The organism is Sphingobacterium nematocida (assembly GCF_900168125.1).
Classification (GTDB): Bacteria; Bacteroidota; Bacteroidia; order Sphingobacteriales; family Sphingobacteriaceae; genus Sphingobacterium; species Sphingobacterium nematocida.
Map to the genome: position 1 here is coordinate 45,629 of NZ_FUZF01000016.1, position 25,230 is coordinate 70,858.

The following is a 25,230-nucleotide window of genomic DNA, read 5'->3' on the forward strand; positions in this document are numbered from 1 at the left end:
ATGAAAAAAATTATCACAGTATTAACGTTCCTGGTACTTATTACGACATCAACCTTTGCACAGTCTATGTATGGAGATGCGGTCAAGTTCGACGTTAAAATGAAATATATTTACTCTTTTGAGGAAGCGTTAAAAACAGCAAAGAAGGAAAATAAACTTATATTTTTTAATTGTTTTGCCGATTGGGCAGGGCCTTGTCATGCTATGAATAAGCATGTTTTTTCCGATCAAGCATTCGCCGACTGGATGGACAAGAACTTCGTAAACTTCTTTATGGATGTGACTTCTAAAGCTGGAAACGCATTTGCCAACAAATATGGTGTTAGGACAATGGCTCACTATCTTGTTCTTGATCAAAATGGAGAGATTGTACACCGTATAGTTGGGGGACACCAAATTCCTGAATTTAAAGCTATTTTGGAAAAGTCCTTAAATCCTAAAACCTCTTTAGTAGGTATGGATAAACGATATGCAGCTGGTGAGCGCACTATCCCATTTATGAGAGATTACTTTGAAACATTACGCCATGCCGATCAAAATGATAAAAGCAATGTCGTTTTAGACGAGATCCTAGCTAAATTGAAACCCGCTGAATATTCGAAAAAAGAAAACTGGAGGCTGATTACCGCAAAGATCCGTTCCAGTAAGGATCCTTTATTGGCACATGTAATAGATAATAAGGCTGCATATGTCAAGGCTTCTGGTGACTCAATCGTCAATGATTTGATTTCTAAAATTTATTTTAAAGAGTTGTATCCTTACGCTTCTGGAGATAGCCTATACTCAGGCGACGTCTTTTTAAATAGCTATTTGGCTATTCAGAAAGGGAATCTTCCTGCAGAAGACAAGGTTTTTACAATTTACGATATTGGGAAATATAGAGGAGAGGGTAAGTATAAAGAAATGCTTACGGCCATAAGAACCAGAACAGAAGACTGGAATAAATCTATGCTAACCAATTTGGAATTGTCTTTAGGGAAGTTTAAAAGTGTATCGATCGAGGATAAAAAGATACTAGAAGATTATTTATTAGAGAAGTCTTCACAGCTACCAGAAAAGGATGCTAAAAGCTATAAATCAGCAATAAATAAATTAAATAATGTTGATGGTATACAATTTGAAAACATAAACCTTGCTGAAGCATTGAAGAAGGCTGAAGCCGAAAATAAAATGGTGTTTATGGACGGTTACACGACTTGGTGTGGCCCTTGTAAATGGTTAGACGAGAATACATTTAGAGACAAGCAGGTGGGCGATTTCTTCAAAAAGAATTTTGTGAGTATTAAAGTGGATATGGAAAAAGGAGAAGGACCAGCACTATTGAAAAAGTATGAAGTGAAGGCGTTTCCTACATTATTAGTTTTGAAGCCAGATGGAACAATTGCTAAACGTATGTTAGGAGCAATGGATGCCCAGTCATTATTGAAACAAGTGGGAGAAATAAATTAGAAAGTTAGGTCGCCTGGATAATCCGGGCGACTTTCGAGACGGCTTGCTGCGAAATATTTAGTTCAGCATTAGCCAATTTTTGAATAAACCAATGTTTTAAAGTTAAATGAGAATAATTTTTCAAGAGTAAAATTATGGTGGACGAAGCGAAACTTTTCCATAGTTGTTTCTTATTTGGAGATCCGGATTGTTGATTTCCGAGACAGCGTCGTTATATATTTTACAAATATTTAGAAAGGTAATATTTACCTTTTGGAGTGCCTAATATTCATTTAGGCACTTCTTATAATCAATCTTTCAAAACCCTTCATTTTGTTTCTTTTTGTGAATTAGCATTGTTACATTTGTAATAATCCGAAAAAAATTAGTTGTTGAAATATTAAACTAGCGCAAATATTTGACATTTCACACATTAATTTTTCAGTGATTTTCCATTGTATTACTTTTTGACTGTAATACTTAATCACACATTTTATTATTAGATCTTGACTAGTGATATCCGCTGAGGATATCGTACCCTATTTAACTGGCATATTAAAAATTATTATATAGTAGCAAACCATGAATCATTTCTTCAAACGTAAATTTGTCTTTCAATTTATTATACTTCTATCTGCCTTTGTCATTGTTGGGCGATTGTTTTATATCCAGATTGTTGACAAGTCCTATCTAATGGCTGCAAATAATAATGTATTGAGGACAGAAATCATTTATCCAGCTAGAGGTGTCATCTATGATAGAAATGGTATTGTACTGGTTCAAAATGAACCTGTTTACGATCTTTTAGTTGTACCTCGCGAAGTAGGTGATATAGACACTGCACTTTTTTGTCAATTGATCGATATAAATAAAGATGATTATGCTCATAAAATTTCAAAAGCAAGGGTTTATTCTCCCTATCGTGCCTCAATATTTGAAAAGCAGTTATCATCACTTAATTACGCTCGTTTTCAAGAGCATCTTGATAAATTCAAAGGATTCTATGTCCAAAACCGAAGCGTGAGAAACTATCCAGACACTATTGCTTCACAATTATTGGGATATATAAAAGAAGTAAGCCCTAAAGAGATTGAACAATCGGATGGCTTTTACCGATCCGGGGATTATATAGGGGCATCAGGTATCGAGGGATCGTATGAAAGTCTACTAAGGGGCGAGCGAGGAGTAAGGACGAGTGTTGTCGATGTTTTTAGTAGACCAATGGGCTCATTTATGGAGGGCAAGTATGACACGTTAGCCACCCCGGGTCAAGGTTTAATTTCCACGTTGGATCATGATTTACAAGCGCTTGCTGAGCGCCTTATGCAAGGTAAGATAGGATCCGTGGTAGCAATAGAGCCTAGTTCTGGTGAAATACTGACTTTTGTGAGTGCCCCATCTTTCGATCCCAATCTGATGGTGGGTAAAAAGAGAGGAGATAATTATATGAAACTCTTACACGATGCAAACCATCCTTTATTTGTGCGCCCAATACAAGCCTATTATCCGCCCGGATCTGCTTTTAAGATTGTATCGGCCCTAATAGCTCAGCAGGCTGGAGTGATTAGCGAGAGCACGATATTTAATTGCCCTGGGGGGTATCGATACGGTAGAGGGAGCGCAGTGATGGGGTGTGAACATGTAGATGGTCCTACTGATCTCGTTAAATCGATACAGAAGTCATGTAATACTTACTATGCACACACCTATGCAAATATGATTGATGCCCGAGATATGCCAAGTTCAGAAGCCTATGGTCTTTGGAGGGAAGCGCTTATAAAATTTGGATTAGGCAGAAAATTGGGGATAGATCTTTCCGGCGAAAAACCAGGAATGGTACCTACAGCTGATTTTTATTCTAAGCGATTCGGCAACGATAAATGGAGGTCGGGATATAATATCTCACTTTCTATAGGTCAGGGCGAACTCGGTATTACCCCGTTACAAATGGCCAACATTATGGCGATAGTTGCCAATAGAGGCCACTATTACCGTCCGCATCTTGTGAAAGGGTATGGTAGTGAGAGTCTTGTAACGGAAGAATATAAAGAATGTATAAGCGCGGGTGTGGATGCTGCGTATTACGAACCTGTTATTGAAGGAATGAGTCGTGTCGTCAATTTGCCTGGCGGAACAGGTTATAAATTGCGCATACCCACAATTGAAATGTGCGGTAAGACAGGAACTGCGCAGAATCCACATGGTGAAAATCATGCCGTTTTTTTTGCGTTTGCCCCCAGAGTAGACCCAAAAATTGCCATAGCCGTATTTGTTGAAAATGCTGGGTACGGTGGGACTTGGGCAGGACCTATTGCAAGTATGTTGATTGAGAAATACATTAATGATACTATTTCGCTCCCGACTTACATTCAAGAGCGTATTTACAACGCAAATTTTTTGCCGAAAAATAAGTCCAGTGAAACTAAAAAATCTGATGTAACAACGTAGCATATTTGTTAATGAAAGTCAGGGAGCGCTTGGAGGAACAGTAAAACTATATGTTTTTAATGTAAAGAAAAGCAAACTTGGCTCCGACTTGCTGGGGACTGGGTTATGGCGCAGTCCCAGCATCGGACTGTATCCAGAATTAATTTCGGGTATAAGGCTCTCTCGATCGGTTTGCAGTGAAAGCCTATCCTACTATGTTCGTATTGGATGACAAAGGAGAGGTAATTTACCGTATACAAGGCTCTATGGATGCAGTAGAATTATTGAAGAAGGTAAGATAAAAATAAGTAAAGGCGAATACCGCTGAAATGGTATTTGCCTTTACTTATTTTCTTTGACGCTGCGCACCATATGGGGGTGTTTTAAACAATGTCAAGAAAAGAATGTACTACTGTCCCTGATTACTGGTCTTAAGTATATCTTTAGACACTTCTATTTTTCTTTCTTCCATTGGCTGCTCCGATGCTAACTTTACATTGCTAGGGTTGGGTTTGGTATTTGAGATAGATCTAGACTGTAATGTAGGGCTAGTAGCAGTGGTCCCGGCTATTGGCGACATCGAACACATCGAATTAAGCAACTCCTGTCTATTCTTTATTTGACTGCGTATGTCTTCAGTGGTCGACAAAAGGGGCGCTGTACGTTTAGTGACTGGCACCTGAGGCTTGGTGTTTTGTATATCACATGGTGTGTTTAAGACCTGTTGTAATTTCTTATTCTCTCCGTGCGACTGCGCAAATAAACTGTTTGCACACAATACGAAGCTTAAAATCAACAATCTACTATACATCTTATTTTACTTTACGTTAACGAATACCTTTATCTTATCGACACCAGTTCCTACAAACGGCTGCAAAGCTTTGCCGATCACCTGGCCTACTTTTACTTTGTTTGGATCAGCTTTCATGGCTACCCCTGGTGTAGAAGAGGTGACCAGTAGATCGCCCCGTTGGATAGGCCCACCCTCGTTACAGACTTTGGTTGGGATTACGCCTACTACTCCCATAGGTACCTTGTCTGAGATGTCGGTATCCATATCTTCTTCGGTCAGCAATACCCCAGGTTTGGTCGCATATACACCTACCACTAATGTAGAGTAGGCATCGGATGATTTTTCCACTGTACGATCCTCATCTATCGAGATCACGAGCACATCGCCAGGCTCATAGGTATTTCGCTCGCCGATCACATCAAAGGCCTCCGCGATGTCTGCCCCACTATTTTGCGTACCAGCATTGAAAAACCCCTTGCCTGTTAGGTCGATGCGTGCTACATTGGCACCATTTTTCTGAAATACGGCGAGATTTCCAGATGTCCCTTTATGATCGGCCAATAAAGCACTTCCATTTCCATTGGTTACTACTTCCAGCGTATTGGATGGGTTCTGCGTATTAAAATTTTCAAAGCGTCCGGCCCGGCCAGTGCTATTGTTAAGTCCAACCTGTCCAAATACACCTATACCGGTACCTTTATTATCCGTTGCCACAAAACCACGAACACCATAGCCTCCGCCATCGTTACGACCTACGACTGCACCAGCGATATCGCTTTTGGCGCGGCCTACAATAGCTTCTCCTCCGCTAAAGTTATCTCCGACAATACCTGCCGAGGTTTGTGCTGCAGTAGTGCCGTGTACAGCAAAGCCCGAAGTCGTATTCACATTGATTCCATTTCCATTACCTGTTGTCGAGACATCTATAACCGTTCCATTACCTACGGTGCTTGCTTTGAGTACAGTATTGTTATTGGAGTTATTGAATATAGAGATTTCAGCAGGCTTACCGTTGTTGCTGGTTGCGGTAAGACCTATACCTGCATTGCTATTTGCATACACCCCCGTACCATTTGCCGAGGCATTGCCATATACACCAAGACCGTTGGGCGTAACACCGTATACACCCCAACCTGATCCGGCATGCGAACCCCAAACACCTATTCCCAGCCCTCCGGTGCCGTTGTTGGCCCCTTTTACACCGGTAGAAAAGCCTCCTGGTGAGGTATTGTCGATCAGCCCTTCTACTGCTGTTAGGCTAGGACTGCTGCTGGTAAGTGTTCCTGATATTGCTTTTCCTTCTCCACTGTTTTTAATTAAAAACAACGTGGATGCATTGTTCTCACTGGCTGAGTAGGGGAGTACTAGTCCCGAAGACGAGCTTAGCGCTGATGGTACCCATTGTGTACCATCAAATTTTAAAATATCATTGGATACAGGGGCTGTACTGCTGATCTGCTTGCCGCGTAGACCTGCGACTTGTGGTCCAGGAAATGTACCTGTCAGATCACCTGTTGCCGCGACATTATTTATCGTAGCATCCGACCCTGCAGGACCAGCAGGCCCCTGTGGTCCTTCTTCGCCGGTTTCCCCTTTATCTCCTTTAGGACCTTGTACTCCTATGGGGCCGATGGGCCCCTGTATTCCCTGTGGTCCTTCGTCACCAGTTTCACCCTTATCACCTTTGAGCCCTTGCAATCCAACAGGTCCTATTGGCCCCTGTACGCCCTGTGGTCCTTGGTCGCCGGTTTCTCCTTTATCTCCTTTAGGTCCTTGTACTCCTATGGGGCCGATGGGCCCCTGTATTCCCTGTGGTCCTTCGTTACCGGTCTCGCCCTTATCCCCTTTGGATCCTTGTACCCCAACAGGGCCTACTGATCCTTGCACACCTCGTGGCCCATCTTCACCGGCCTCACCTTTATCACCCTTATCACCTTTAGACCCTTTCAACGAAGCTACAAAATCTGCAACTGACCCCGTATTTCCGGCCTGCAGCCAGCTATCGTAAGCCGAAAGGTTAGCTACCCACTTTGTTCCATCATTATAATAAATACCGATCTGAACATCAGCAACAGCTTTGGTATTGAACACCATGATACCAGCTTCGTGTGCGGCTAGTGGATAGGGATCTTTTGTATCTCTTAATTCGACACGGGCATGTAGGAGTCCCCGTGTTTTACTGTTCAACTCCAGGATCGCGTTTTTGCTGGGCAGTGACTTGTCTCCGCTACTGTCCGATATTTTTGATTGTGCCTTTACGCCTCCGATAATGAAGAAGCTTATGATGAATAGACTATATATTTGCTGCATACCGTTAATTTTCTTTTATTAATAAAACCCACCCTTTATATATTGAGCTATTATTCCCTTCTTTTGCTTCAATAACATAATAATAAGTCCCAGGATTTAATCCCGATCCATCCCAGCTGTTATCATACACGGGATTATAATATATATTGTTACCCCAGCGGTTATAAATGGTTAGACTGACCGTGTTAAAAGCTTCCATTGCCTGTATTACAAATCGATCATTCACGCCGTCGCCATTTGGAGTAAAAACATTGGGAATAAACAGTTCATCGGATAAAGCGATTGATTTGGTAAACCATGATCTATAATCGGTTGGTTCTGTAGCCAATTGAACAGCACTGGATTGATGTACTCCTTCGGAAACTCGCTTTGTGGGAAGGCGATCCATTTCTTCCAACTCCATAAACTGGTAGATTGCTGCTTGCTCGTCCCTATACTTTTCCTTATTAGCTGCCAGCGGATGTGTGAGCGTCAGCATTGCAGTTAGCGGTTGCGAAGCATAGACCTGCCAGTTTATATCAATACCCGATTGCGGGTACTTAGGACGCACTATACTGCTTGAATAATCGCTGCTCCGAGCGTAGATCGTCGCATCTTTGTCGCTGCCAGATACTGCGACCGGGGCATAGTGAAGCGATGCTGTAGCTATTGGAAACATAAAATGCGAACCAGAGGTCAATAGTTTGGAAACATGTCCATAATCATTGCGCATGATCAGTTTACGGCGATTGCCATATTGCGTTATGGATGCCTCCTTATCAAACGATAGGTTATAGCCGTTGAGCAGTATATCAGCCCCATCTTGTGCAAGTTTTAATTCGCCTCCTATATTTAATGCCGCTCCATCCGATCCGGATACCCCTGTTGCGCTATAGCCTGGATCATCCATGTTTTCCAGTATTATGCCGGCACTATTATGGTGCTCTACGAGTAGTTTAATAAAATTGCCATTGTTGCCATCTATTACTGTAGGTTTCTTCTTAAGGCCATTATAAAAAGGGCTTTCAGCAGGATTGTAAATTAGGATACGGCCGCTGCCGTAGATTTTTGCTCCAGGTGCTATCCAGATACGCTGGCACCAGATCTCGAGGGTGCCATCAATACTCCATTCCGCTTCGGGACCAAAATAAATCGTTTCGCCGAATAGCGACTTCGTGACATCCTGCTCTACACTCGTTACAGAGTTGTCGAGGATGACACTTCCTTTGTTGTCCTGACAAAACACGGGTCCAAATGAAAGAAGAAGTAAGAACAAGGCAGCTATCGGCTTCATTGAATAGGGTATACTTTACTTTGAAAAATGTATAATTCGGTAAAGATAAGGTATGGAAGTGCCTACTTTGAAGTTTTAGGGGTGGACAAAAGGTGGACAAATGACGGACAAGTGAAGTACAGCTAAACAAAAACACTTACAGCATAGGCAAATAGTTGTTTGAAAAACACGTTATCTGGCTAGCATGATTTTTTTGAGCGCGCACTGCAGGTATTGTAGAGGCTACCACCTAACCAAGTGGCTTTGATCGATATCCATACTTGATAGATTATTAGAGATTCGGTTTGATGCATAGATCTACCTAAGTTCGACTTCCAGTGTGGTGTTTGCTATTGGAAAATGGATGTCGATCGTAAGCAACAGCTGCTCCCTGATGTAGCAGTACCGCACGACGTTGTATATCGCCTGTGATCAGTAAATTTTGTTTAGTGTCGTAAGCTCTTCCATTTATTAATGGAACAAGTGCCTCTAACAGCTCATTGTTGGGAGCACGATACTTTGTTAATCTATTCCTAAGTGTCTTATAAAGATGATCTTCTTGCATATCTGTTTTAATTTGTATGGATTCATAAGTAACCTCATGCAGCGGACTTTCAGTTCTGCATAGGCTGTGATGATAGGAAATAAATGAGACAGCTTGATCAGTATACTGACCGCCATCCGGCATAGACTTTTGTGCTGTCTATGCCGCTAGCACATCGAAGGTGAGGTCGCGATTACGAAAAGGATGGTATATAGCAAAGGATACCGCTAGAAAAACGTAACGGGTAATGCGGATATCCGAATAAGGTATTATAAGACGGGATATGGTGTGCATAGCATTCTTAAAATACGTACGACAATACTATTGGGAACGGCTTTTACAATAATTGCTTTGACTAATAACACTAATATAACAATTTGTTTTGAATGAAAGGGCATTTTTTGATAAGCTCCAAACATTTGTCTCTCGAAAGAGTTTTATCAGAAGAGCTCGCAGGCCAGTAAAACCAGGGCGCCATATACATAGGATGATAGGGAGTGATCCCAACCGATTATACTTTTTTCTACTTTTTGTTAAACCGCATAGTAGCTATGGCCGGACTTTGACTGTGCATGTACATCATACCCATGGAAAACATGTTGCGACAAATTATTGATCAAAAGACCACAACCAATGTATTATTGAAAGAAATTAAAGAATTATTAAAGTTTTTTTTAGATCAGGGTGTTTCTCGAAATAACACGTCTGAAAAAGAAGCCGTCTCGGACACCCCGCCGCAAAGGGGGTACCTTGAAGAAGAATTGGTGACCGTTAAGGAAGCTCAGTCTATACTAAAGGTGAGCCGTTGGAAGATTGATGACCTCCGTGCACGGAAAGTACTCACCACCGTGGATAGAGATGACATTGCTGGGGTACGCCTGATCTTTAGTGAAGTGGAGGCACTGCGTTACTCCTATTCCAGGCAAAAAGGAAAATTTTAGCCATTAAACCCGTAAGGTTCTGCACCGGAACCTTATGGGTTTGATTTTTAACGATATGGGTATAGGGCATACCTTGACAGAAGCACCCTGTCGGTGTAGGGAAATAAGGAACAACGTTATGGAAGTACCGCTTTAAGTTAAGGGTTTATGTGACATCCTTACGGAAAAGTAGATGTGACGTACAGCTGGCCGTTTTAGCCTTAAGGTTTTTTTGTTTTGACAGAAGGGTACAACGCAAAGCGAAAAGGGTGTACCGTGCAGACATATTGAAATATGTCTTACCTATTTATCTATGTAGTCTAGACGTATGGAAACGGAGTGGACCTGTATGGAAGTACGGTATGGACGGACATCTGTAATTTGTTTCCTTATGGATTTGCGGTATTGCTGTATGGGTCTTTGCTTTACCTATAGGGATGCCGGACAAAACTATATAGTAATCTTACGTATACATAGGGCTAAATCTACCGGACAGAAGGAAGTAGCGTATATCCATAGGGAAGTACGGCATAGATATAAGGGAGTACGCAGTATCCTTATGGTTTATCTTTTTAGACATAGGGATATGTTGTGAATCCTTAGGGTTATATGGTTTTTTTAGTTCAGGGCTTGCATGCTGTTGCTTGGAAAAACCGCTTTTATTGTAGGTCGTTGCCTGCTGTTACCTGTTTTTTAGGTTTACGGAATGGGGTGGGCCATCTTTGGCTATGGATTCAACGAAAGGAATAAGAATGTACGGAGTTAAAGCCCATGGCATACGTGCCGAGCCAATACTGGGGGGCCGGTAAAAAGCATCAGCTGCCCAATGGGGCAAGAGAATTATTATTTACAGTTATCAAAATTTATAAAACATGAGAAGAGATCGCGTTTATATCGCATATCACAAATGGGACGATTATTCCCTATCTAGTCTGGCCGGTAAGACACTGGCTGCTATGAAAGACAACACATTATTCCCGGATCCTAAACCGGAAATGACGGACTATGAGGTGCTGGTCAATGACTACAGGGTGAAGCATGAGATCGCAGCTACACGGGGTAGCCAGTTGGAGAAAAAGGCTAGAGACAATGCCCGTGAACGGGTATTGCAAGCCATGCGGCAATTGGCTTTTTATGTCAACGTCGTAGCAGATGGCGATGGAGAAGTCCTAGCCAGTTCGGGTTTTATGTTGGTACCACCACCCAAATCGGGAACCCACCCTACAGTAATGGTCGGCATGCGACTGGAAGACGGACGTATATCGGGAGAGATCAAATTTGGATTTACGCCACAGAAGAATGTTTCGGAGTACGAATACTGTTATGCTACAGCATTGGATGCTGAAAATCAGCCTCAGTGGGGTGAGATCTTCAGCACGAGTACTTCACGGTCCAATTATATCAGTGGTCTGACTCCGGGAGAGAAGGTTTACTTCCGTGTGCGTGCTCGCAACAACAAAGGAATTGGCGATTGGTCGGAGAGTATTTATCTGATCGTGAGGTAGAGATCAATGGTTAATTATTAATGATTAGTGAGCATAGCTAGAGGGGTAGCAGGTAAAAAATACACTCTAATCTTCTTTAACTATCTCACTTTTCTAACCTTTTAGCTACATAACATGATTACAACAAACAATCCTTCATGGCTAGCCCAGGGCTGGCATCGGGAACCCATTCTAAAAGAGAAGCTATTCTTTGGCTCTTTATTTCTGATCATCGGCTGGATCATGGTATCTACCATATTGCAGCTGTTCGATCCGGCAATCGGTGTGCTGGACTTCGGTACGCTAACCGTTGCGGTTTTTGGATTGCTGGTCGGCTGGCTGGCGGTCTATATCAGCATATGGCTGCAGGAGCTACTATGGAGCCCTTTTAAGTCTTTTCGTAAGCAATTTGGTCATCACTTAAATCAACTATCATCATGGCAACAATGTATTCTTTATTTTTCGGTGTTCTTTTTACTGTTGTATGCAGTTTTAAAGGCAATGGAAGTGGTGATGTAAGCTCGCTCAAGCCGCGAGTGGCTCATACTTTCTTGCTTGATCAAGAAAGTATGCAAAGAACCGGAACGAAGTGGAGCTCAGCGAAGCTAAATCAAGGCATGGTTGCTCATCCTAAATTTAATTCGTGTTCTCTAAAAATCAAAAACTCCCCCGATAAGTCGGGGTCAAAGAGTTTGATTTTCTTAACGAGATCACCATTTAAATTCTTAACGGTTTCGCAACCTAGGCCAATTTATTCGGCTACTACTGGTAGTTACGTACATTTACTCCGTTTATCGCCTGCAAAATTTTTGACAATAGTAGGTGGATGCACCTCCTTTGTGTCAAAAGTTTTAAGCGATGAGTTTTTTGCTTCCTTTTTTGCGGAAAAAAAGGAAGAGCCCTGTCACAGTCTTGTCCCGAATTTCGGGAGCTCGAGTGGCATAAAAAGAGACCTAATAATACAAATAGCAAGCAATGAACTAGGAACCCACGAAGCTACGGGTAACAATGACGGCCCACGAATCGAAGAATACCTCCGTTATACAAATCTCGGCAAGGGCTATGAATGGTGCGCTGCCTTCGTATCATGGTGTGCGCCCGTAAAGGGTTTATAATGAATGATTTTTGGCAAAATCTAGGCTAGTGTTCAATAAGCCTATCATCAGCCAACTTATCCGCGAGGGAAACTAGACGGGGAGTGTAGCATGTTGGTAACCCCATAAGTCAGTTAGTTATCATACTGCGACTGAATGGGAAGATGAAAATGTAGATATAAGGATAAAATCATAACGGATTGAAAGATGGTTCGAGTGGTCACAGACGAGGCTGGGACGAAAGATAACTGGTAAACGTCACATCATGGTACTCCTGTTAGATCCATGGACAGAAGAGCAAGAACAAACCATGACACAGCTGCAGTAAGCAGAAAAGGACAAGTCTTATCCGAGAATCTACAGTGCCTGTCATTATTAACCTAAACGGGGATTGCCTAAATCGGAATGCCACAGAGCTGGCTATAAGGTGCAGGCCTTTGAATATCCGACAAGGCAACGGAGCTTCCGTAGTAGTCCGAGCAGGGGAAAGCCCTGTACATGGCGAAGGGAAGCAGCTAATATTTTTTAATACTAATAACGGAAAATGTGGGAGACATTAAAAGAAATCCAGAGAAAGTATTAAACAGTCTATCAGATCATAGCAGTAATCCTGACTATAAGTTTGAACGACTCTACAGAACTCTATTCAATGAAGAGATGTTTTACCACGCTTATCAGAACATATATGCCAAACCTGGGAATATGACTGAGGGTGCCGATGGTAAAACTATCGATGGGATGAGCATCAGACGCATTGAAAAGCTAATGGATGCGCTCAGAAATGAAACGTACCAGCCCCATCCGTCAAAGAGGACTTACATCCCAAAAAAGAATGGCAATAAAAGGCCACTAGGGATTCCCTCACTTGATGATAAACTGGTTCAGGAAGTTATCAGGATGATACTACAGGCCATATATGAGGGTAGCTTTAGCAATCTCTCACATGGTTTTAGACCTCACCGAAGTTGTCAGACGGCATTGATGCAATGTCAACGATCATTTTCGGGGACTAGGTGGTTCATTGAAGGCGATATAAAAGGTTTTTTTGATAACATCAATCACGATGTATTAATCAGAACACTGGAAGAACGCATAACAGATGACCGCTTTATCAGACTGATCAGAAAGTTTCTGAATGCCGGATATGTAGAAGACTGGAAATTTTTCAATAGCTACAGTGGGACACCTCAAGGAGGTATTGTTAGTCCAATACTGGCAAATATATACCTTGATAAATTCGACAAATATATGGAAGAATACATCCGAAACTACGACAAAGGGCAAAGACGCAAAGAGACTGCAGAACACTTAAAACTTAGAAGCAGAAAACAATGCTTAACGAAAAAGCTTAAAAAAGAAGAAGATACAACAGAAAGAAAAATACTGATCAATGAGATAAGGAATATCGAACAGGAGCGTCGGTTTATAGCAGAAAGCGATGACATGGATACTAATTTCAAAAGGATGAAATACGTAAGGTATGCAGATGATTTCCTGATAGGGGTAGTAGGGAGTAAAGAAGATAGCCAACAGATCAAGCAGGAGATTAAAAGTTTTCTACAAGAGAAATTGCAATTGGAACTCTCCGATGAGAAAACGCTCATTACACAGTCCAATAAACCCGCAAGATTTCTAGGCTTTGACGTTTACGTCAGGAAATCCAATGAAACCAAGCGAAATAAGCTTGGTGCACTGTGCAAATCATACGATAAGCGAGTAGTACTAAACATACCAAAAGTCGCCCTTCAGAGAAAGCTCATGGAGTACGACGCTCTGCGAATAATGGTGCAAAAGGGGAAAGAAGTATGGCGATCAAAAAAGAGGCCCTATTTACTTAACAACGATGATCTTGAAATATTAAGCAGATACAACGCTGAAATTCGAGGACTCTATAATTACTATTCGATAGCCAATAACAGCTCATTTATGCATTCTTTCAGTTACATTATGGAATACAGTATGTACGGCACATTTGCGAATAAATACAGAATAAGTCTTAGACAGGCCATTACCAAGTTCAAAAGGAACGGAGTTTTTACTGTTTACTACACCGACCGCAAAGGAAACCGTAAATCATCCATCTTCTACAATAAAGGTTTTAAACGTAAAACAGACAACGTTAGGTTAAACGTGGATAATGTACCTGGTATCATGTACACATCGGGAAGAACAAGTCTCATAGAAAGACTACAAGCCCAGAAGTGTGAACTATGCAGGAGTACAGAGAATCTGGAAATGCACCATATCCGAAAGATGAAAGACCTAAAAGGTAAAGAGCCTTGGGTTATTAAGATGATTGCAAGAAAGAGGAAGACGATGGCTGATTGCCATAAATGCCACGTTAAAATACATAATGCAAGATAGACTGCGAATATTAGTGGAGAGCCGTATACATGGAGACATGTACGTACGGTTCGGAGGCGAGTACATGGAAACCTACTATAGTAATATAGCAAGGCGCTGGGTACTTAGCCTACGCTACGGCCAAGCCGGATTCGCTGTTCCACGTAACCCATGGAGCCCTGCGTTGTTTCCGAAAGTCAGGCAGATCGGAAAAGACCAATGCCAGCCTGCGGATGTATTTGGTATCTATGGCGCAAAAGTGAGACGTATCAACCATGTGGGGCTGATTAAAGAGCGGTCTAACGACTATCTGATCACCATAGAGGGCAATAGCAATAATCGTGTCGAATCGAGACGTCGACATCTCCGAACTATCTATACAATAGCGGATTGGGTAAATTAATGGTTAATGATTAATGATTAATGGCGGATTCGCGAAATTGCAAATGAGCTACCTTAAAAACACATCACCATGCTTCACCTTGTAACTCTGTTACTTCGTAACCCTGTAACCCTTATAAACCATGAAAAATAGCACAATCATCATCTTTATCACCCTCACGCTCTTGGGCTGTCGTGTCAATCGGCAAAGGCAAGAAGAGCTGTCGCTGCAAACTCGTGAAGTCAAAAATCTTAGTCAATCTTCCGATCGTTTTCTTTGGCAACAAATAGACAGCAACCAATCGTATTGGATGTTGCAGGCCGATTCTGTCTTCTACTACCATCCTCAATATGGATTTTGGGGTACCAGAGGACGGCTTGTGGGAAGTGACATGCAGATTAAAAAGACCAACCTGGTGATGGAGAAGGATAGCCAAGAGAGACGAATCCATATAGGGTCTCAATTGGAATCTCAGGTCAATTCGTCAAGTGTAAGCAAGGAGAATTGGAATGGAATTATTTGGGGAGTTGCCTCTATAGTCATTTTGTCGGTATTGATTTTTCTAGGTGTAAAAAAATCTCGGCAATGAGCGCAGTCTGTCTTATGGGACAGTCCGCGCTGTTGTTTACATTTTCATTGGACAATAAAATTTGTACCGCAGGTTATATTTTTGCCAGTTCTGTATTGATAAATGTGAGTTCGTCTGTGCTCAATTGTTTTTCTGTGATGAGTATATTTTTCAAGTGCTGATTATAAGCTTGCTGGTAGTTGTTTATCCGTTCTTCGGTTGCATTTTTTTCGAGATCATGAAAATGAAACCCGTCAACACGTTCTAGCCCGGCAAACTGGTTCATTTTATGAAACCCAAATAGTACACCATCATCGACAGATGTCTGATCAAAAAATTCTCCAGGTAGTGTAAATGCGGTTTCGGGCGCATTCCAGCTCGTATTTACCATGTATTTCTTCCCTTGCATCAGGCCGCCTTTTCCGTAGTTAATTGCTGGGTTTTTACGGCTCCTACCGTCGCTGGCATATATACCGTTTTGATGCCCCGCCGTAAAGACTTCGTCTATATATTTTTTTAAACGATTGGGAACCTGAAACCACCAGATAGGTGTATTATAGATAATCATATCTGCCCATTTAAAATTTTCTACTTCCTCTATCGCGTCAAACTCATTATTGGTACATGTAGCCCTTACTTCGAACCCCTGTTTCTCTAATGTTTCTTGCGTCCATGTGGTAAGCGTATTGTTAAATAGACCTCCAGAGTGTGCAAATGTTTGACCGCCATTTATTATAAATATCTTTTTCATTGTATAATTATTCGTATTGATAATGCAAAGTTCTATCATTATCATGTATTATTAAAATAACTTAAATTATACATTTCCATAATTAAAATTATAGATAGACTTGTCTTCTATTGCTTATAGCTGTGATATATTGTCTAAATTTGTATCATAAATAGTATAGGATATGCGCTGGAACTTAGAATGGTTACGAACTTTTAAGGCGATCTACGAGACAGGAACGTTGTCTGCCGCGGCACAGGAGCTCTTTATCTCTCAGCCGGGAGTAAGTTTGCACTTAAATTCATTGGAATCTTTTACAGGGTACAAACTCTTTGACCGTTCGGCACGGAGAATGGTGCCGACGGAGAAGGGCAAGATTTTATATAACTATGTTTTGGATCCATTGAAGAAAATGGAAAGCGCCGAACAGCATTTTCACAAAAGATCGCAGGATGAAAGAGTGACGATTAGTGTGGGCATGTGTTTTGAAACTTTTCAATATACATTGGAAGAGCATATTGCCAATCTGCCTTTCAATCTAATTATCAGCTTCGGGGAATACCCTAAAATGCAGCACGATCTGGATAATGGGCTTCTCGATTTGATTGTGACGCCGCAAAAGGGAACACAGCAGAATTTAGATTACAAGCCTTTCTCAAAGGAGCGTATCGTACTAATAGCCGGGGCCGATACCGATACTGCGGAGGTCGAAGGGTTATTGGCCGACAACAAAATAAAAGAGGCCATTTCTGTATTAAAGCATCAACTCTGGTATAGCACGGCAGCGGATATGGAGCACTTGAAAAACTTTTGGTTAAAGCATTTTGGAGAACATCCTGATTTCAGCCCCAACTATATTGTGCCCAACATCAGTTCTATCGTACGTTGTCTGAGTGCAGGATCCGGCTTTTCTGTCGTTCCTGACTTTTTGTGTGCAGAGGCTATTGCCGCAAGTAAGATTAAATTGATTTGGGCAGGCCAGCAGCCTCTGGAGAATACGTTGTATTTTGGTACGCGTAAGAAAACAATCTATCAGAACGAGATTGAACAATTAGAGGAGTTGCTACAGGAAAGGTGGGAAGGGATAGACCTTAAGCAATCTTAGCCTGCAGCATATGAGTTAATAAGCTTTTGATTCTTAACAGAAAGAACCTATCGTTTCTTATCTTTGCGTTTATCTATTCAGTTATAATATGGCTAAAGCAATGAACGACCCTTCTTTGATCGATAGGTTGGCGGCTGGTGATCAGCGTGCTTTTGCCGATTTTTACGACCATTATTGGCAGCCAATCTATAATAAAGTGTACCGTAAGGTGCAACAGGTTGAAGCGGCGGAGGATATCGTTCATGATCTGTTTTTGAGCATCTGGAAAAATAGAAGCCGGATACATGAGGTCTTGAATATGTCTGCTTATCTGATGAGTGGGGCCCGATACTTAACATTTAAATACCTCGATAAAGAGAAGGATCAATATGTTGCTATTGATCATATAGAACAGGTCTTACAAGAACCACCCTTAGAAGATCGACTTCACTACCGTTATATTCTCGACCTAATCCACGAGGAGATCGAGAATCTGCCCGAAAAATGCAAGCTTATATTTAAAGAAAGCCGGTATAACCACAAGACAATCGATGAGATAGCAATGGAGTATGGATTATCCAGAAGCACAGTTGAAAATCAAATCAATAAAGCAATAAAACGAATTCGTTTGAAAACCAATGGATTCTATGCTTTTTTGAGTTTTTATTTATAAATTTTGGTTTTGGCGTAGGTGCTGGTCTTATTTGGGAGCACTATATAAGAAGGAACCAACGTAACACCCTATATGCCTCTTTCGGGAAAAAACAAAAATATAATTAAGACTTACTTTAAAGGGTTTGAAAGTAAGGAAGAGCTCTCTGAATTAAAACGTTGGTTTGACTCGGAAGACGGCGGCTTGTTGCCAGATAGGCGACAGCAAGAACAAAGTAAAGCCAAAATACGTACACGTTTATTAGCCCATATTAAAAAAGAGAGTAGAAGTACTAAACAGCCCTATCTGCGACCGATACTCCGGATAGCCGCTGCGGTTACATTGCTAGTATCTGGGGCTTTAGGTTATTTTTACTATACAAACAACTATGTCTATAAGGAGCTGGATGAAGGTACGATAGCACAGATAATGCCTATACAGGACTCTGTTAGGTTGACCTTTGAAGATGGTAAGGTTGTGTTTATTTCATCGGAAGGGGGAGATCAAAAAATCGGTGATGCACAGGCCATTGTAGATGGCCAATTGGTCTATAATCATTCTTCAGATAGGATTGTCACTAATACAGTGAGTACGCCGAAAGGAAATATTTTTAAGATAAATCTTCCGGATGGCACAAACGTTTGGATGAATGCAAATAGTAACCTTTCATTTCCTTCTAAGTTTCAGGGGGCAGAACGGGTGGTTCGGTTAAATGGAGAGGCTTATTTTGAAGTGGCAAAAAGTGATAAACAACCTTTTGTGGTGACTTTTGCAGATCAAAAGGTGAAAGTTCTCGGGACTCATTTTAACATCGCTGCATATGATGATGTACAGCGTACTACATTGATGGAGGGAAAGGTCCAACTGGAAAGAGGGAACAAGGTCGTGACACTAGCGCCGAATGAACAAGTCATTGTGGTAGGTGATAAGATACAGAAGAAATCCGTCGATGCCTCGGAATATGGAGTATGGAGGGATGGCTATTTTGTATTTCATAACGCTACACCAAATGAAATCATGCAACAACTGACCCAATGGTATGACCTCAAAATTAAACCAGATGGTTCGGGATCGAAAGAACGATTCAGTGGCAAAATAAATAAAGAATTGGACCTGGCTAAGGTATTGGAAGTACTTGAAGCTGCCGATATTCATTTCAAGATATCAGAAAATAAGCTGAAGCATAAAGAAATTGAACTTCGTGAATAGTCTTTTTTAATCATATAATAAACGTAACTAACTTAACCTAATGAAAAAGTACACTAAAGCTCGACCAAGAGAATTGGAATCGGGAGAGCCGTTGGCGACAACGGTGGGACAACAATGGCATTCGGACGAGAATTTATTAGGAAAATGCTATAAGTTGTTTTCTGTAAGAAGCAGTTGGAAAATACGTCTTTCTACTGTTTTGCTATCGACAGCTCTGCTTCAATTGCCAATGTCGATGTATGCTCAAAAAATTACATTAAACCTAAAGGACGCGTCTATCAAGCAGATATTCCAACAAATGGAAAAGCAGTCTGGCTATAGTTTCTTTTATAAAGACGTAGACATCGCGAATTTCAAAAAAAGAGGAGTGTCTTTTACGGATACTAATTTAAGCCAGGTGCTGGAGTCGATTTTGAGTCCTTATGGATTGGATTATGAGATCGTAAATAAGACGGTAGTCATCAAGAGAACTGCTGCTCCGATTAAAGCGGACGTACAGCAAAAACAACAGTTTACGGGTGCCGTAGTGGATGAAGCCGGTAAACCTATCCTCGGGGCTTTGGTGGTCGTAAAAGGGACGAAAACCACGGTGTCTACAACAAGCGGAGGTGTGTTTTCTGTCGATGTGAAAGAAGGAGATGAATTGACAATATCTCATATCTCTTATTTTTCTAAAACCGTTAAAGTAGGTGATGAGCCACTTAGAGTGGTGCTACAGGCGAATGACAATCTAATCGAGCAGGTCGTCATAACAGGCTATACGGATTACAAAAAAGGGAAGAGTGCGAGTGCTACTTCGTCGGTACAGGCCAAGGATATAGGAGGTGTGCCCATGAGTTCGCTAGATCAGGTTCTTCAGGGTAAGGTACCCGGCATGACTGTGGTATCGAGTTCTGGACAACCCGGGCAGAGTGCATCGGTGGTAATTCGAGGTATTGGTTCTATCCGGGGGACAACTACGCCGTTGTATGTGATGGACGGGGTTCCTATTGAAGGGGGCTACTTTCAGGCAATCAATCCAGAAGATATTGAAAATGTGAGTGTTTTAAAGGATGCCTCGGCCAAAGCGCTTTATGGCTCCCGGGGATCAAATGGCGTAGTGGTAATAACGACAAAAAAAGGAAAAAGAGGACGTTTGAGTGTCAATTATAGCTCGCAATACGGCTTCTCCACGTTAACGAGAACAGCTTTTGAGATGATGGATTCCAAAGAGCGACTCCGCTTCGAGGAAGAGGTGGGCTTGGAGACAGGTCGGGATATAGGTCCTGGGTGGAGCCTCTCTCCAAGAAATCCAGATTATAATACCCAATCGGGAGCATGGCAAAAGGATGCCAAGCAGGCATTGGATAGTCTACGTAATATGGATACCGATTGGCGGGATCTTTTCTTTCAAGACGGACGTTTCATGGAACAACAATTCAGTTTGAGTGGGGGAAATGAAAATGTACAAACCTATAATTCATTGAGCTTGTGGAATGAAGATGGTATCGTGAAAGAAACTGGGATGAATAGGTATTCTTTAAGAAGTAATACCAACATGAATTACGGTCGATTTACGGCAGGTGTAAATCTTAGTCTAGGTTATTCCAACTCTCGCTTTACGTATAATGAAGGCGGCACAGGTGTTGGTTCACCAATGGCATCTGTCTATTATGCGTTGCCTTACGAATATCCGTATACAGCCGATGGTGTATTTTATGCGACGGATACGGACCATCCGTTCTATGATACCCGGGAAGGTAGCCGGGGTATTGATGTGTTGTATGGCACATCGGACAAGACAAACCAATTCAAAACAATTTTGGGATTGAATATGGCTTATGAAATCATGCCTGGTTTGAAAGTATCTACCCGTGCCGGAGTTGATTTTAGAAATTCCGAAGATCAGGTTTTTGTGAATCCCCTTTCCTATATAGGGCAGAATCAATTCGGGAAAAAGGGCTCTTTCGAAGAGGGCTACCGAAGAAATTTTAACCTGGTATCGACCACAGGATTGACATATAACAAGGCTATTGATTTACATGATTTTGAAGTATCGGGCTTCTTTGAGTATATCCAGAGTAATTATAAAGCATTTGGTTATACAGGTTATGGACTGGATGACCGTCTTCCGGAATCGCCCAAAGCGATTGCGGTGAGCCCCGCTTTTCTTCCTGATTTGAATGGAAGTCGGGATGCGACCGCTCTATTATCTTATATGGGGGTCGGGCGCTATACCTATGATAATAAGTATACTATCACGGGGAGCTACCGTTATGATGGAGCCTCGCTGGCTTCGGTGCCCAGTAAAAATCGCTGGCATGGCTTTTACTCCTTTGGTGCCGCATGGGATGCAAAGCAAGAGGATTTTTTACGTGAGAATGAATTTATACCAGTACTAAGGTTGCGAGCCAGCTACGGTCAGACAGCAAGTCCACTAAGCTCTAGTTTTAGCCATATGTCGCTGTTTTCTGTGAATACATCCTACGGAGGTCAACAAGGAATTCGACCCGCAAATCTGGTAAACCCCGATTCCGATTGGGAATATGTAAACGAGTTTAATACAGGCTTTGATATTGGGCTTTTCCAGGGTCAACGATTAAACCTGACGGTTGATTTTTATAATAAAATCACCCGGAATATGTTTTTAGCACTACAACCCTCTGCGACAGCTGGAATGGGCACAGGGGTCACGATTCCGTTGAGTTCAGGAAGAATGGGGAATAAGGGTATCGAATTTGCGTTGAATGGGGATATTATAAAAAATAAGGACATTACCTGGAATGTAGGAGTTAATGGTGCGTATAACCAGAACAAAATATTGCGGGTCAGTGACGTATCGGATGAATTGATGGATGGTGATACACGGATTATTAAGGTCGGGCTCCCTTATGGGACTTATTACGGGCCTAGGTGGGCAGGGGTGAATCCTGAAAATGGGGATGCACAATATTACAATAGCGATGGTTCGGTCACGAATGTCTACGATTCGGATGGGCAGTCGGTGCCGTTGTCTGCGAATATGTTTCCTAAGTTTACGGGAGGAATTACAACGAACTTCCGTTGGAAGGATTTAAGCTTGAGTGCATTGCTGTCTTTTGTGTCTAACGTCGAGCGCTGGAATAATATCGATTTCTATATTGAGAATCAGGCCTACATGACGAGCAATCAGAGTAAACGAATGCTCTATGATCGTTGGAAAAAGCCAGGGGATGTCGCTGTGCTGCAGCGGATAGATGTGCCTCGTAATTTCACGTCCAAGGATATTCAGGACGCTTCCTTTATGCGTCTGCGAAATCTGCAGTTGAATTATAGTATTCCGGTCGCGTTGTTTGGAAAGACCATCTTTAAATCGGCCAATATTTTTGTACAGGGCCAAAATCTGTTTACCTGGACGACTTGGCGTGGGTTGGATCCGGAAAATAACCGACAGTACGGGCGGTTTGAATATCCGAATGCCCGGAAATATACGGCAGGTGTCAATGTTAATTTTTAATCGGACTTTAACGAGTTCATGAGATAATTTAGAGCGTTATGAATATCAAAAATATAATTGTTTTACTCGCATTGTCAGGCACTGTTTTACAGTCTTGCAACAAGCTGGATCTACCTCCGGTAGATCAGATCGATGCTAGCAAAGCATTTCGTAATCTGGAAGATGTAAATATGGGCGTTTTGGGAGCCTATGCAGCGCTGAATTCAGGCTGGATCGATGCGGTAGCTATTGTGGCTGATGAAGCGATGCTTCCGACGGAGAATACGGTGTCCAATACCTCCTCGCACCGATGGATCTACGACTCGTCTTCGGGTTCCGTGACGTCTGCGTTTTATGACTTGTATATGCCTGTAGGCAGAGCCAACCTGGTACTGGAAGCGATTCCAAAATTGAGTATAGCCGCAGCGGAACAGAATCTTTTGAACCAATATCAAGCCGAATTACTGGCTTTACGGGCTTACAGTCATTTTGAGCTCTTGAGAGGCTATGCTTCGTCTTACGAGCCGAATGGAATGGGTATTCCCTATATGAAAAAGTATGAGGTTACTTACCCCGCTCGACAGTCGGTGCAGTCCAATTTTGACGACATTTTTGCAGATCTAAAAACGGCTAAGGAGTTGATACCTGATGGTTTTAGTGGTAATAGCCGCATCACAAAGACTACCATATCGGCAATCCAGGCTCGCGTAGCCTTATATGCCAAAAAATGGGATGATGCGGTGACTTTTGCTTCAGAAGTAATAATGAAGGAACCACTGGCTCCAAAGAATGATTTTGGGAAGATATGGAGGGATGAAAGTCAAGCTGAGATTATCTGGAAATTGCCGCGTTTGATTGGTGAGTCCAGGGTTGGTGCTGCTTTCTATCGGGAGACAGGAGATATTGTGCTATATGCTCCTTCATTTAAGCTGATCGATCTATTTGGAAACTCCTTACAGCGTATGGATGATGTCCGCTTTGCAAGCTATATCAAATACGATGCAAACCGCCCTATTGGAAAATCGCAGTATTCTGTCGAAAAATATACCGGTGGTAAAGCGGGTTACCGTGGCCTGGCAGATATCAAGCTGTTTCGAACCGGTGAGATGTATCTAATACGTGCGGAGGCCGAGTTGGAGAAGCTGAATAATACAGGTGCTTTGTCGGCTGCGGCCAGAGATTTGAATGATTTGAGATCTTCCCGGATTTATAATTACATTGATCAGAGTTTTCTGGACAAACAAAGCTTGTTAAACGCTATTTATAACGAACGATTTAAAGAGCTTGCCTTTGAAGGACATCGGTTTTTTGATCTAAAGCGTCGTGGCCTTCCTATAGAACGGACTACGCAGGACGCGATCAATACAGTGGGTGCTATAAAATTGGAACCCACGGCTGCTCAATATTGCTTCCCGATTCCGGCAGAGGAAATGAAGGTAAATAAGAATATGGAACAAAATCCAAATTATGGTGGTAAATAGAAGGGGGATTATGAAAAATATTGGTTTTCTTGTTGTATTTGGTGCAATAGCGCTATTTACTTCTTGTCGGAAGGACAATACACCCAATCCGTTTGACCCGAATGCGCCCAAGCCGACTAAACCTGTGGAGCGCCCGGCTTCGATAAATATTGTCGGAGATACCGCTGATGTGACTACCTCAACACAAGCGGGAGTCGTCATCATGGGTGGGGGAGCTGATGTGGATGCGGCCCTAAAGTGGATGATCGCCCGTAGTGGTGGCGGGGATGTTGTCGTGATTCGAGCGACAGGTACGGATGCTTATAACGCTTATATTAAAGGGTTGGGTACAGTCAATTCGGTGGAAACATTAAAAATAGACTCGCGCAAACTCGCTGATGATGCGAGGGTGGCACATATCATCCGGAATGCGGAGATGCTCTTTATCGCAGGTGGGGATCAGGCGGATTATGTGGGGTACTGGAAAGGGACGAAAACGATGGCGGCTATTAATTACCTGCTGGCAGAGAAAAAAGTGCCAGTCGGAGGCACGAGTGCCGGCGCAGCTATTCTGGGTAACTACTATTTCAGTGCGGAAAGAGGTGGTGTGGAATCGGCTGATGCGTTGGCGAATCCTTACGGCCAAAGAGTTAGTATAGGAAGAGATGATCTGCTGAAAGCTCCTTTCTTACAAAACGTAATCACGGATCAACATTTTACCCAACGTGACCGCCAAGGACGATCTGCCGTGTTCTTAGGGCGTATCATGAAGGATTGGAATAAGACACCTTATGGTATTGCGGTAGATGAAAAGACAGCGGTCTGTATTGATGCGAACGGAATGGCCGAAGTGTTAGGTACTAACAGGGCTTTTTTCTTAAAAACGGATGGTAGTAAGAAGGCGGAGGTATTTGAGGATGGCAAGCCTGTAACTTGGAATAATGGAGGAAAGGCCATAGAAGTGACTGCAATAGCTGGAACAGCAACAAATAATAGATTTAATATGACCACATTTGAACCTGCTAGTACGGCAGGTTGGGAAAAATACTGGTGGTCAGTTGTAAATGGAAACTGGAGTCAGTCGGCTCGTTAAATA

The 25,230-nt window shown here is 42.2% G+C and carries 20 protein-coding genes; 15 read left to right on the top strand and 5 right to left on the bottom strand.

All coding sequences use genetic code 11. The annotated features are described in order from the left end of the window. Positions 1-1,449, top strand: a complete 1,449-nt coding sequence (locus tag B5X76_RS15945) for a thioredoxin family protein (protein ID WP_079644612.1) — start codon at positions 1-3, stop codon at positions 1,447-1,449. 561 nt (positions 1,450-2,010) lie between these two features. Next, positions 2,011-3,876, top strand: a complete 1,866-nt coding sequence (gene mrdA / locus B5X76_RS15950) for a penicillin-binding protein 2 (protein ID WP_079644614.1) — start codon at positions 2,011-2,013, stop codon at positions 3,874-3,876. 388 nt (positions 3,877-4,264) lie between these two features. Here mrdA and B5X76_RS15955 read toward each other — a convergent pair whose 3' ends face one another. The 4 genes from B5X76_RS15955 to B5X76_RS15970 all read right to left on the bottom strand — a co-directional run bounded on the left by B5X76_RS15955 (position 4,265) and on the right by B5X76_RS15970 (position 8,898). Continuing rightward, positions 4,265-4,666 carry a hypothetical protein gene (locus tag B5X76_RS15955; protein WP_079644616.1) on the bottom strand — a complete coding sequence of 134 codons (402 nt, stop codon included), beginning with the start codon at positions 4,664-4,666 and terminating at the stop codon, positions 4,265-4,267. 6 nt (positions 4,667-4,672) lie between these two features. Beyond that, positions 4,673-6,958, bottom strand: a complete 2,286-nt coding sequence (locus tag B5X76_RS22400) for a collagen-like domain-containing protein (protein WP_139375351.1) — start codon at positions 6,956-6,958, stop codon at positions 4,673-4,675. A gap of 4 nt (positions 6,959-6,962) precedes the next feature. Further along, the gene (locus B5X76_RS15965; RefSeq protein WP_079644618.1) at positions 6,963-8,231 is read right to left on the bottom strand and encodes a T9SS type B sorting domain-containing protein; all 1,269 of its coding nucleotides are present in this window, start codon (positions 8,229-8,231) and stop codon (positions 6,963-6,965) included. Positions 8,232-8,532: 301 nt separating this feature from the next. Then, on the bottom strand, positions 8,533-8,898 hold the full coding sequence (locus tag B5X76_RS15970; protein WP_079644620.1) for a hypothetical protein: 366 nt from the start codon (positions 8,896-8,898) through the stop codon (positions 8,533-8,535). 452 nt (positions 8,899-9,350) lie between these two features. On the opposite strand from B5X76_RS15970, the gene B5X76_RS15975 reads away from it, so the two are divergent. From B5X76_RS15975 to B5X76_RS16005, 7 genes are all read left to right on the top strand, one after another. Next, positions 9,351-9,695 carry a hypothetical protein gene (locus tag B5X76_RS15975; RefSeq protein WP_139375352.1) on the top strand — a complete coding sequence of 115 codons (345 nt, stop codon included), beginning with the start codon at positions 9,351-9,353 and terminating at the stop codon, positions 9,693-9,695. Positions 9,696-10,546: 851 nt separating this feature from the next. Next, a complete protein-coding gene (locus tag B5X76_RS15980) occupies positions 10,547-11,179 on the top strand; it encodes a fibronectin type III domain-containing protein (protein ID WP_079644622.1) in 633 nt (210 codons plus the stop codon). Positions 11,180-11,293: 114 nt separating this feature from the next. Continuing rightward, complete coding sequence (locus tag B5X76_RS15985; protein ID WP_079644624.1) at positions 11,294-11,677, top strand: hypothetical protein; 384 nt, start codon at positions 11,294-11,296, stop codon at positions 11,675-11,677. Beyond that, on the top strand, positions 11,596-12,273 hold the full coding sequence (locus B5X76_RS15990) for a C40 family peptidase (RefSeq protein WP_139375353.1): 678 nt from the start codon (positions 11,596-11,598) through the stop codon (positions 12,271-12,273). Before B5X76_RS15985 ends, B5X76_RS15990 begins: the two co-directional genes overlap by 82 nt. Positions 12,274-12,798: 525 nt before the next feature. Next, entirely contained in the window at positions 12,799-14,616 is a 1,818-nt protein-coding gene (locus tag B5X76_RS15995; protein WP_139375354.1) for a reverse transcriptase/maturase family protein, read from the top strand. Further along, complete coding sequence (locus tag B5X76_RS22165) at positions 14,606-14,998, top strand: hypothetical protein (RefSeq protein WP_217699673.1); 393 nt, start codon at positions 14,606-14,608, stop codon at positions 14,996-14,998. The genes B5X76_RS15995 and B5X76_RS22165 overlap by 11 nt, the downstream gene beginning before the upstream one ends. A gap of 121 nt (positions 14,999-15,119) precedes the next feature. Next, the gene (locus B5X76_RS16005) at positions 15,120-15,566 is read left to right on the top strand and encodes a hypothetical protein (protein ID WP_079644628.1); all 447 of its coding nucleotides are present in this window, start codon (positions 15,120-15,122) and stop codon (positions 15,564-15,566) included. Positions 15,567-15,639: 73 nt separating this feature from the next. Here the strand turns inward: B5X76_RS16005 and B5X76_RS16010 are convergent, their stop codons facing one another. Then, entirely contained in the window at positions 15,640-16,296 is a 657-nt protein-coding gene (locus B5X76_RS16010; protein ID WP_079644630.1) for an NAD(P)H-dependent oxidoreductase, read from the bottom strand. A gap of 163 nt (positions 16,297-16,459) precedes the next feature. Here B5X76_RS16010 and B5X76_RS16015 point away from each other — a divergent pair, with 163 nt between their 5' ends. From B5X76_RS16015 to B5X76_RS16040, 6 genes are all read left to right on the top strand, one after another. Beyond that, on the top strand, positions 16,460-17,380 hold the full coding sequence (locus B5X76_RS16015) for a LysR family transcriptional regulator (RefSeq protein WP_079644632.1): 921 nt from the start codon (positions 16,460-16,462) through the stop codon (positions 17,378-17,380). Between the two features lie 88 nt (positions 17,381-17,468). Next, positions 17,469-18,032, top strand: coding sequence for an RNA polymerase sigma factor (locus B5X76_RS16020; protein ID WP_079644633.1), 564 nt, complete (start codon positions 17,469-17,471; stop codon positions 18,030-18,032). A 72-nt stretch (positions 18,033-18,104) separates the two neighbouring features. Next, a complete protein-coding gene (locus B5X76_RS16025) occupies positions 18,105-19,220 on the top strand; it encodes a FecR domain-containing protein (protein WP_079644635.1) in 1,116 nt (371 codons plus the stop codon). A gap of 40 nt (positions 19,221-19,260) precedes the next feature. Beyond that, complete coding sequence (locus B5X76_RS16030) at positions 19,261-22,695, top strand: SusC/RagA family TonB-linked outer membrane protein (protein WP_139375355.1); 3,435 nt, start codon at positions 19,261-19,263, stop codon at positions 22,693-22,695. A 38-nt stretch (positions 22,696-22,733) separates the two neighbouring features. Next, a complete protein-coding gene (locus B5X76_RS16035; RefSeq protein WP_079644637.1) occupies positions 22,734-24,155 on the top strand; it encodes a RagB/SusD family nutrient uptake outer membrane protein in 1,422 nt (473 codons plus the stop codon). Between the two features lie 10 nt (positions 24,156-24,165). Continuing rightward, on the top strand, positions 24,166-25,227 hold the full coding sequence (locus tag B5X76_RS16040) for a cyanophycinase (RefSeq protein ID WP_079644639.1): 1,062 nt from the start codon (positions 24,166-24,168) through the stop codon (positions 25,225-25,227). Positions 25,228-25,230: the final 3 nt, after the last annotated feature.

Bases quoted from the DNA above. Each gene is read 5' to 3' on its own strand.
- B5X76_RS22400 (WP_139375351.1), bottom strand. From the start codon at position 6,958: ATGCAGCAAATATATAGTCTATTCATCATAAGCTTCTTCATTATCGGA.
- B5X76_RS16035 (WP_079644637.1), top strand. From the start codon at position 22,734: ATGAATATCAAAAATATAATTGTTTTACTCGCATTGTCAGGCACTGTT.
- B5X76_RS22165 (WP_217699673.1), top strand. From the start codon at position 14,606: ATGCAAGATAGACTGCGAATATTAGTGGAGAGCCGTATACATGGAGAC.
- B5X76_RS15955 (WP_079644616.1), bottom strand. From the start codon at position 4,666: ATGTATAGTAGATTGTTGATTTTAAGCTTCGTATTGTGTGCAAACAGT.
- B5X76_RS16020 (WP_079644633.1), top strand. From the start codon at position 17,469: ATGGCTAAAGCAATGAACGACCCTTCTTTGATCGATAGGTTGGCGGCT.
- B5X76_RS16005 (WP_079644628.1), top strand. From the start codon at position 15,120: ATGAAAAATAGCACAATCATCATCTTTATCACCCTCACGCTCTTGGGC.
- B5X76_RS15985 (WP_079644624.1), top strand. From the start codon at position 11,294: ATGATTACAACAAACAATCCTTCATGGCTAGCCCAGGGCTGGCATCGG.
- B5X76_RS16025 (WP_079644635.1), top strand. From the start codon at position 18,105: ATGCCTCTTTCGGGAAAAAACAAAAATATAATTAAGACTTACTTTAAA.
- B5X76_RS15990 (WP_139375353.1), top strand. From the start codon at position 11,596: ATGGCAACAATGTATTCTTTATTTTTCGGTGTTCTTTTTACTGTTGTA.
- B5X76_RS15965 (WP_079644618.1), bottom strand. From the start codon at position 8,231: ATGAAGCCGATAGCTGCCTTGTTCTTACTTCTTCTTTCATTTGGACCC.
- B5X76_RS16030 (WP_139375355.1), top strand. From the start codon at position 19,261: ATGAAAAAGTACACTAAAGCTCGACCAAGAGAATTGGAATCGGGAGAG.
- B5X76_RS15975 (WP_139375352.1), top strand. From the start codon at position 9,351: ATGTTGCGACAAATTATTGATCAAAAGACCACAACCAATGTATTATTG.
- B5X76_RS15980 (WP_079644622.1), top strand. From the start codon at position 10,547: ATGAGAAGAGATCGCGTTTATATCGCATATCACAAATGGGACGATTAT.
- B5X76_RS16040 (WP_079644639.1), top strand. From the start codon at position 24,166: ATGAAAAATATTGGTTTTCTTGTTGTATTTGGTGCAATAGCGCTATTT.
- B5X76_RS15945 (WP_079644612.1), top strand. From the start codon at position 1: ATGAAAAAAATTATCACAGTATTAACGTTCCTGGTACTTATTACGACA.
- B5X76_RS16010 (WP_079644630.1), bottom strand. From the start codon at position 16,296: ATGAAAAAGATATTTATAATAAATGGCGGTCAAACATTTGCACACTCT.
- B5X76_RS16015 (WP_079644632.1), top strand. From the start codon at position 16,460: ATGCGCTGGAACTTAGAATGGTTACGAACTTTTAAGGCGATCTACGAG.
- B5X76_RS15970 (WP_079644620.1), bottom strand. From the start codon at position 8,898: ATGCCGGATGGCGGTCAGTATACTGATCAAGCTGTCTCATTTATTTCC.
- mrdA (WP_079644614.1), top strand. From the start codon at position 2,011: ATGAATCATTTCTTCAAACGTAAATTTGTCTTTCAATTTATTATACTT.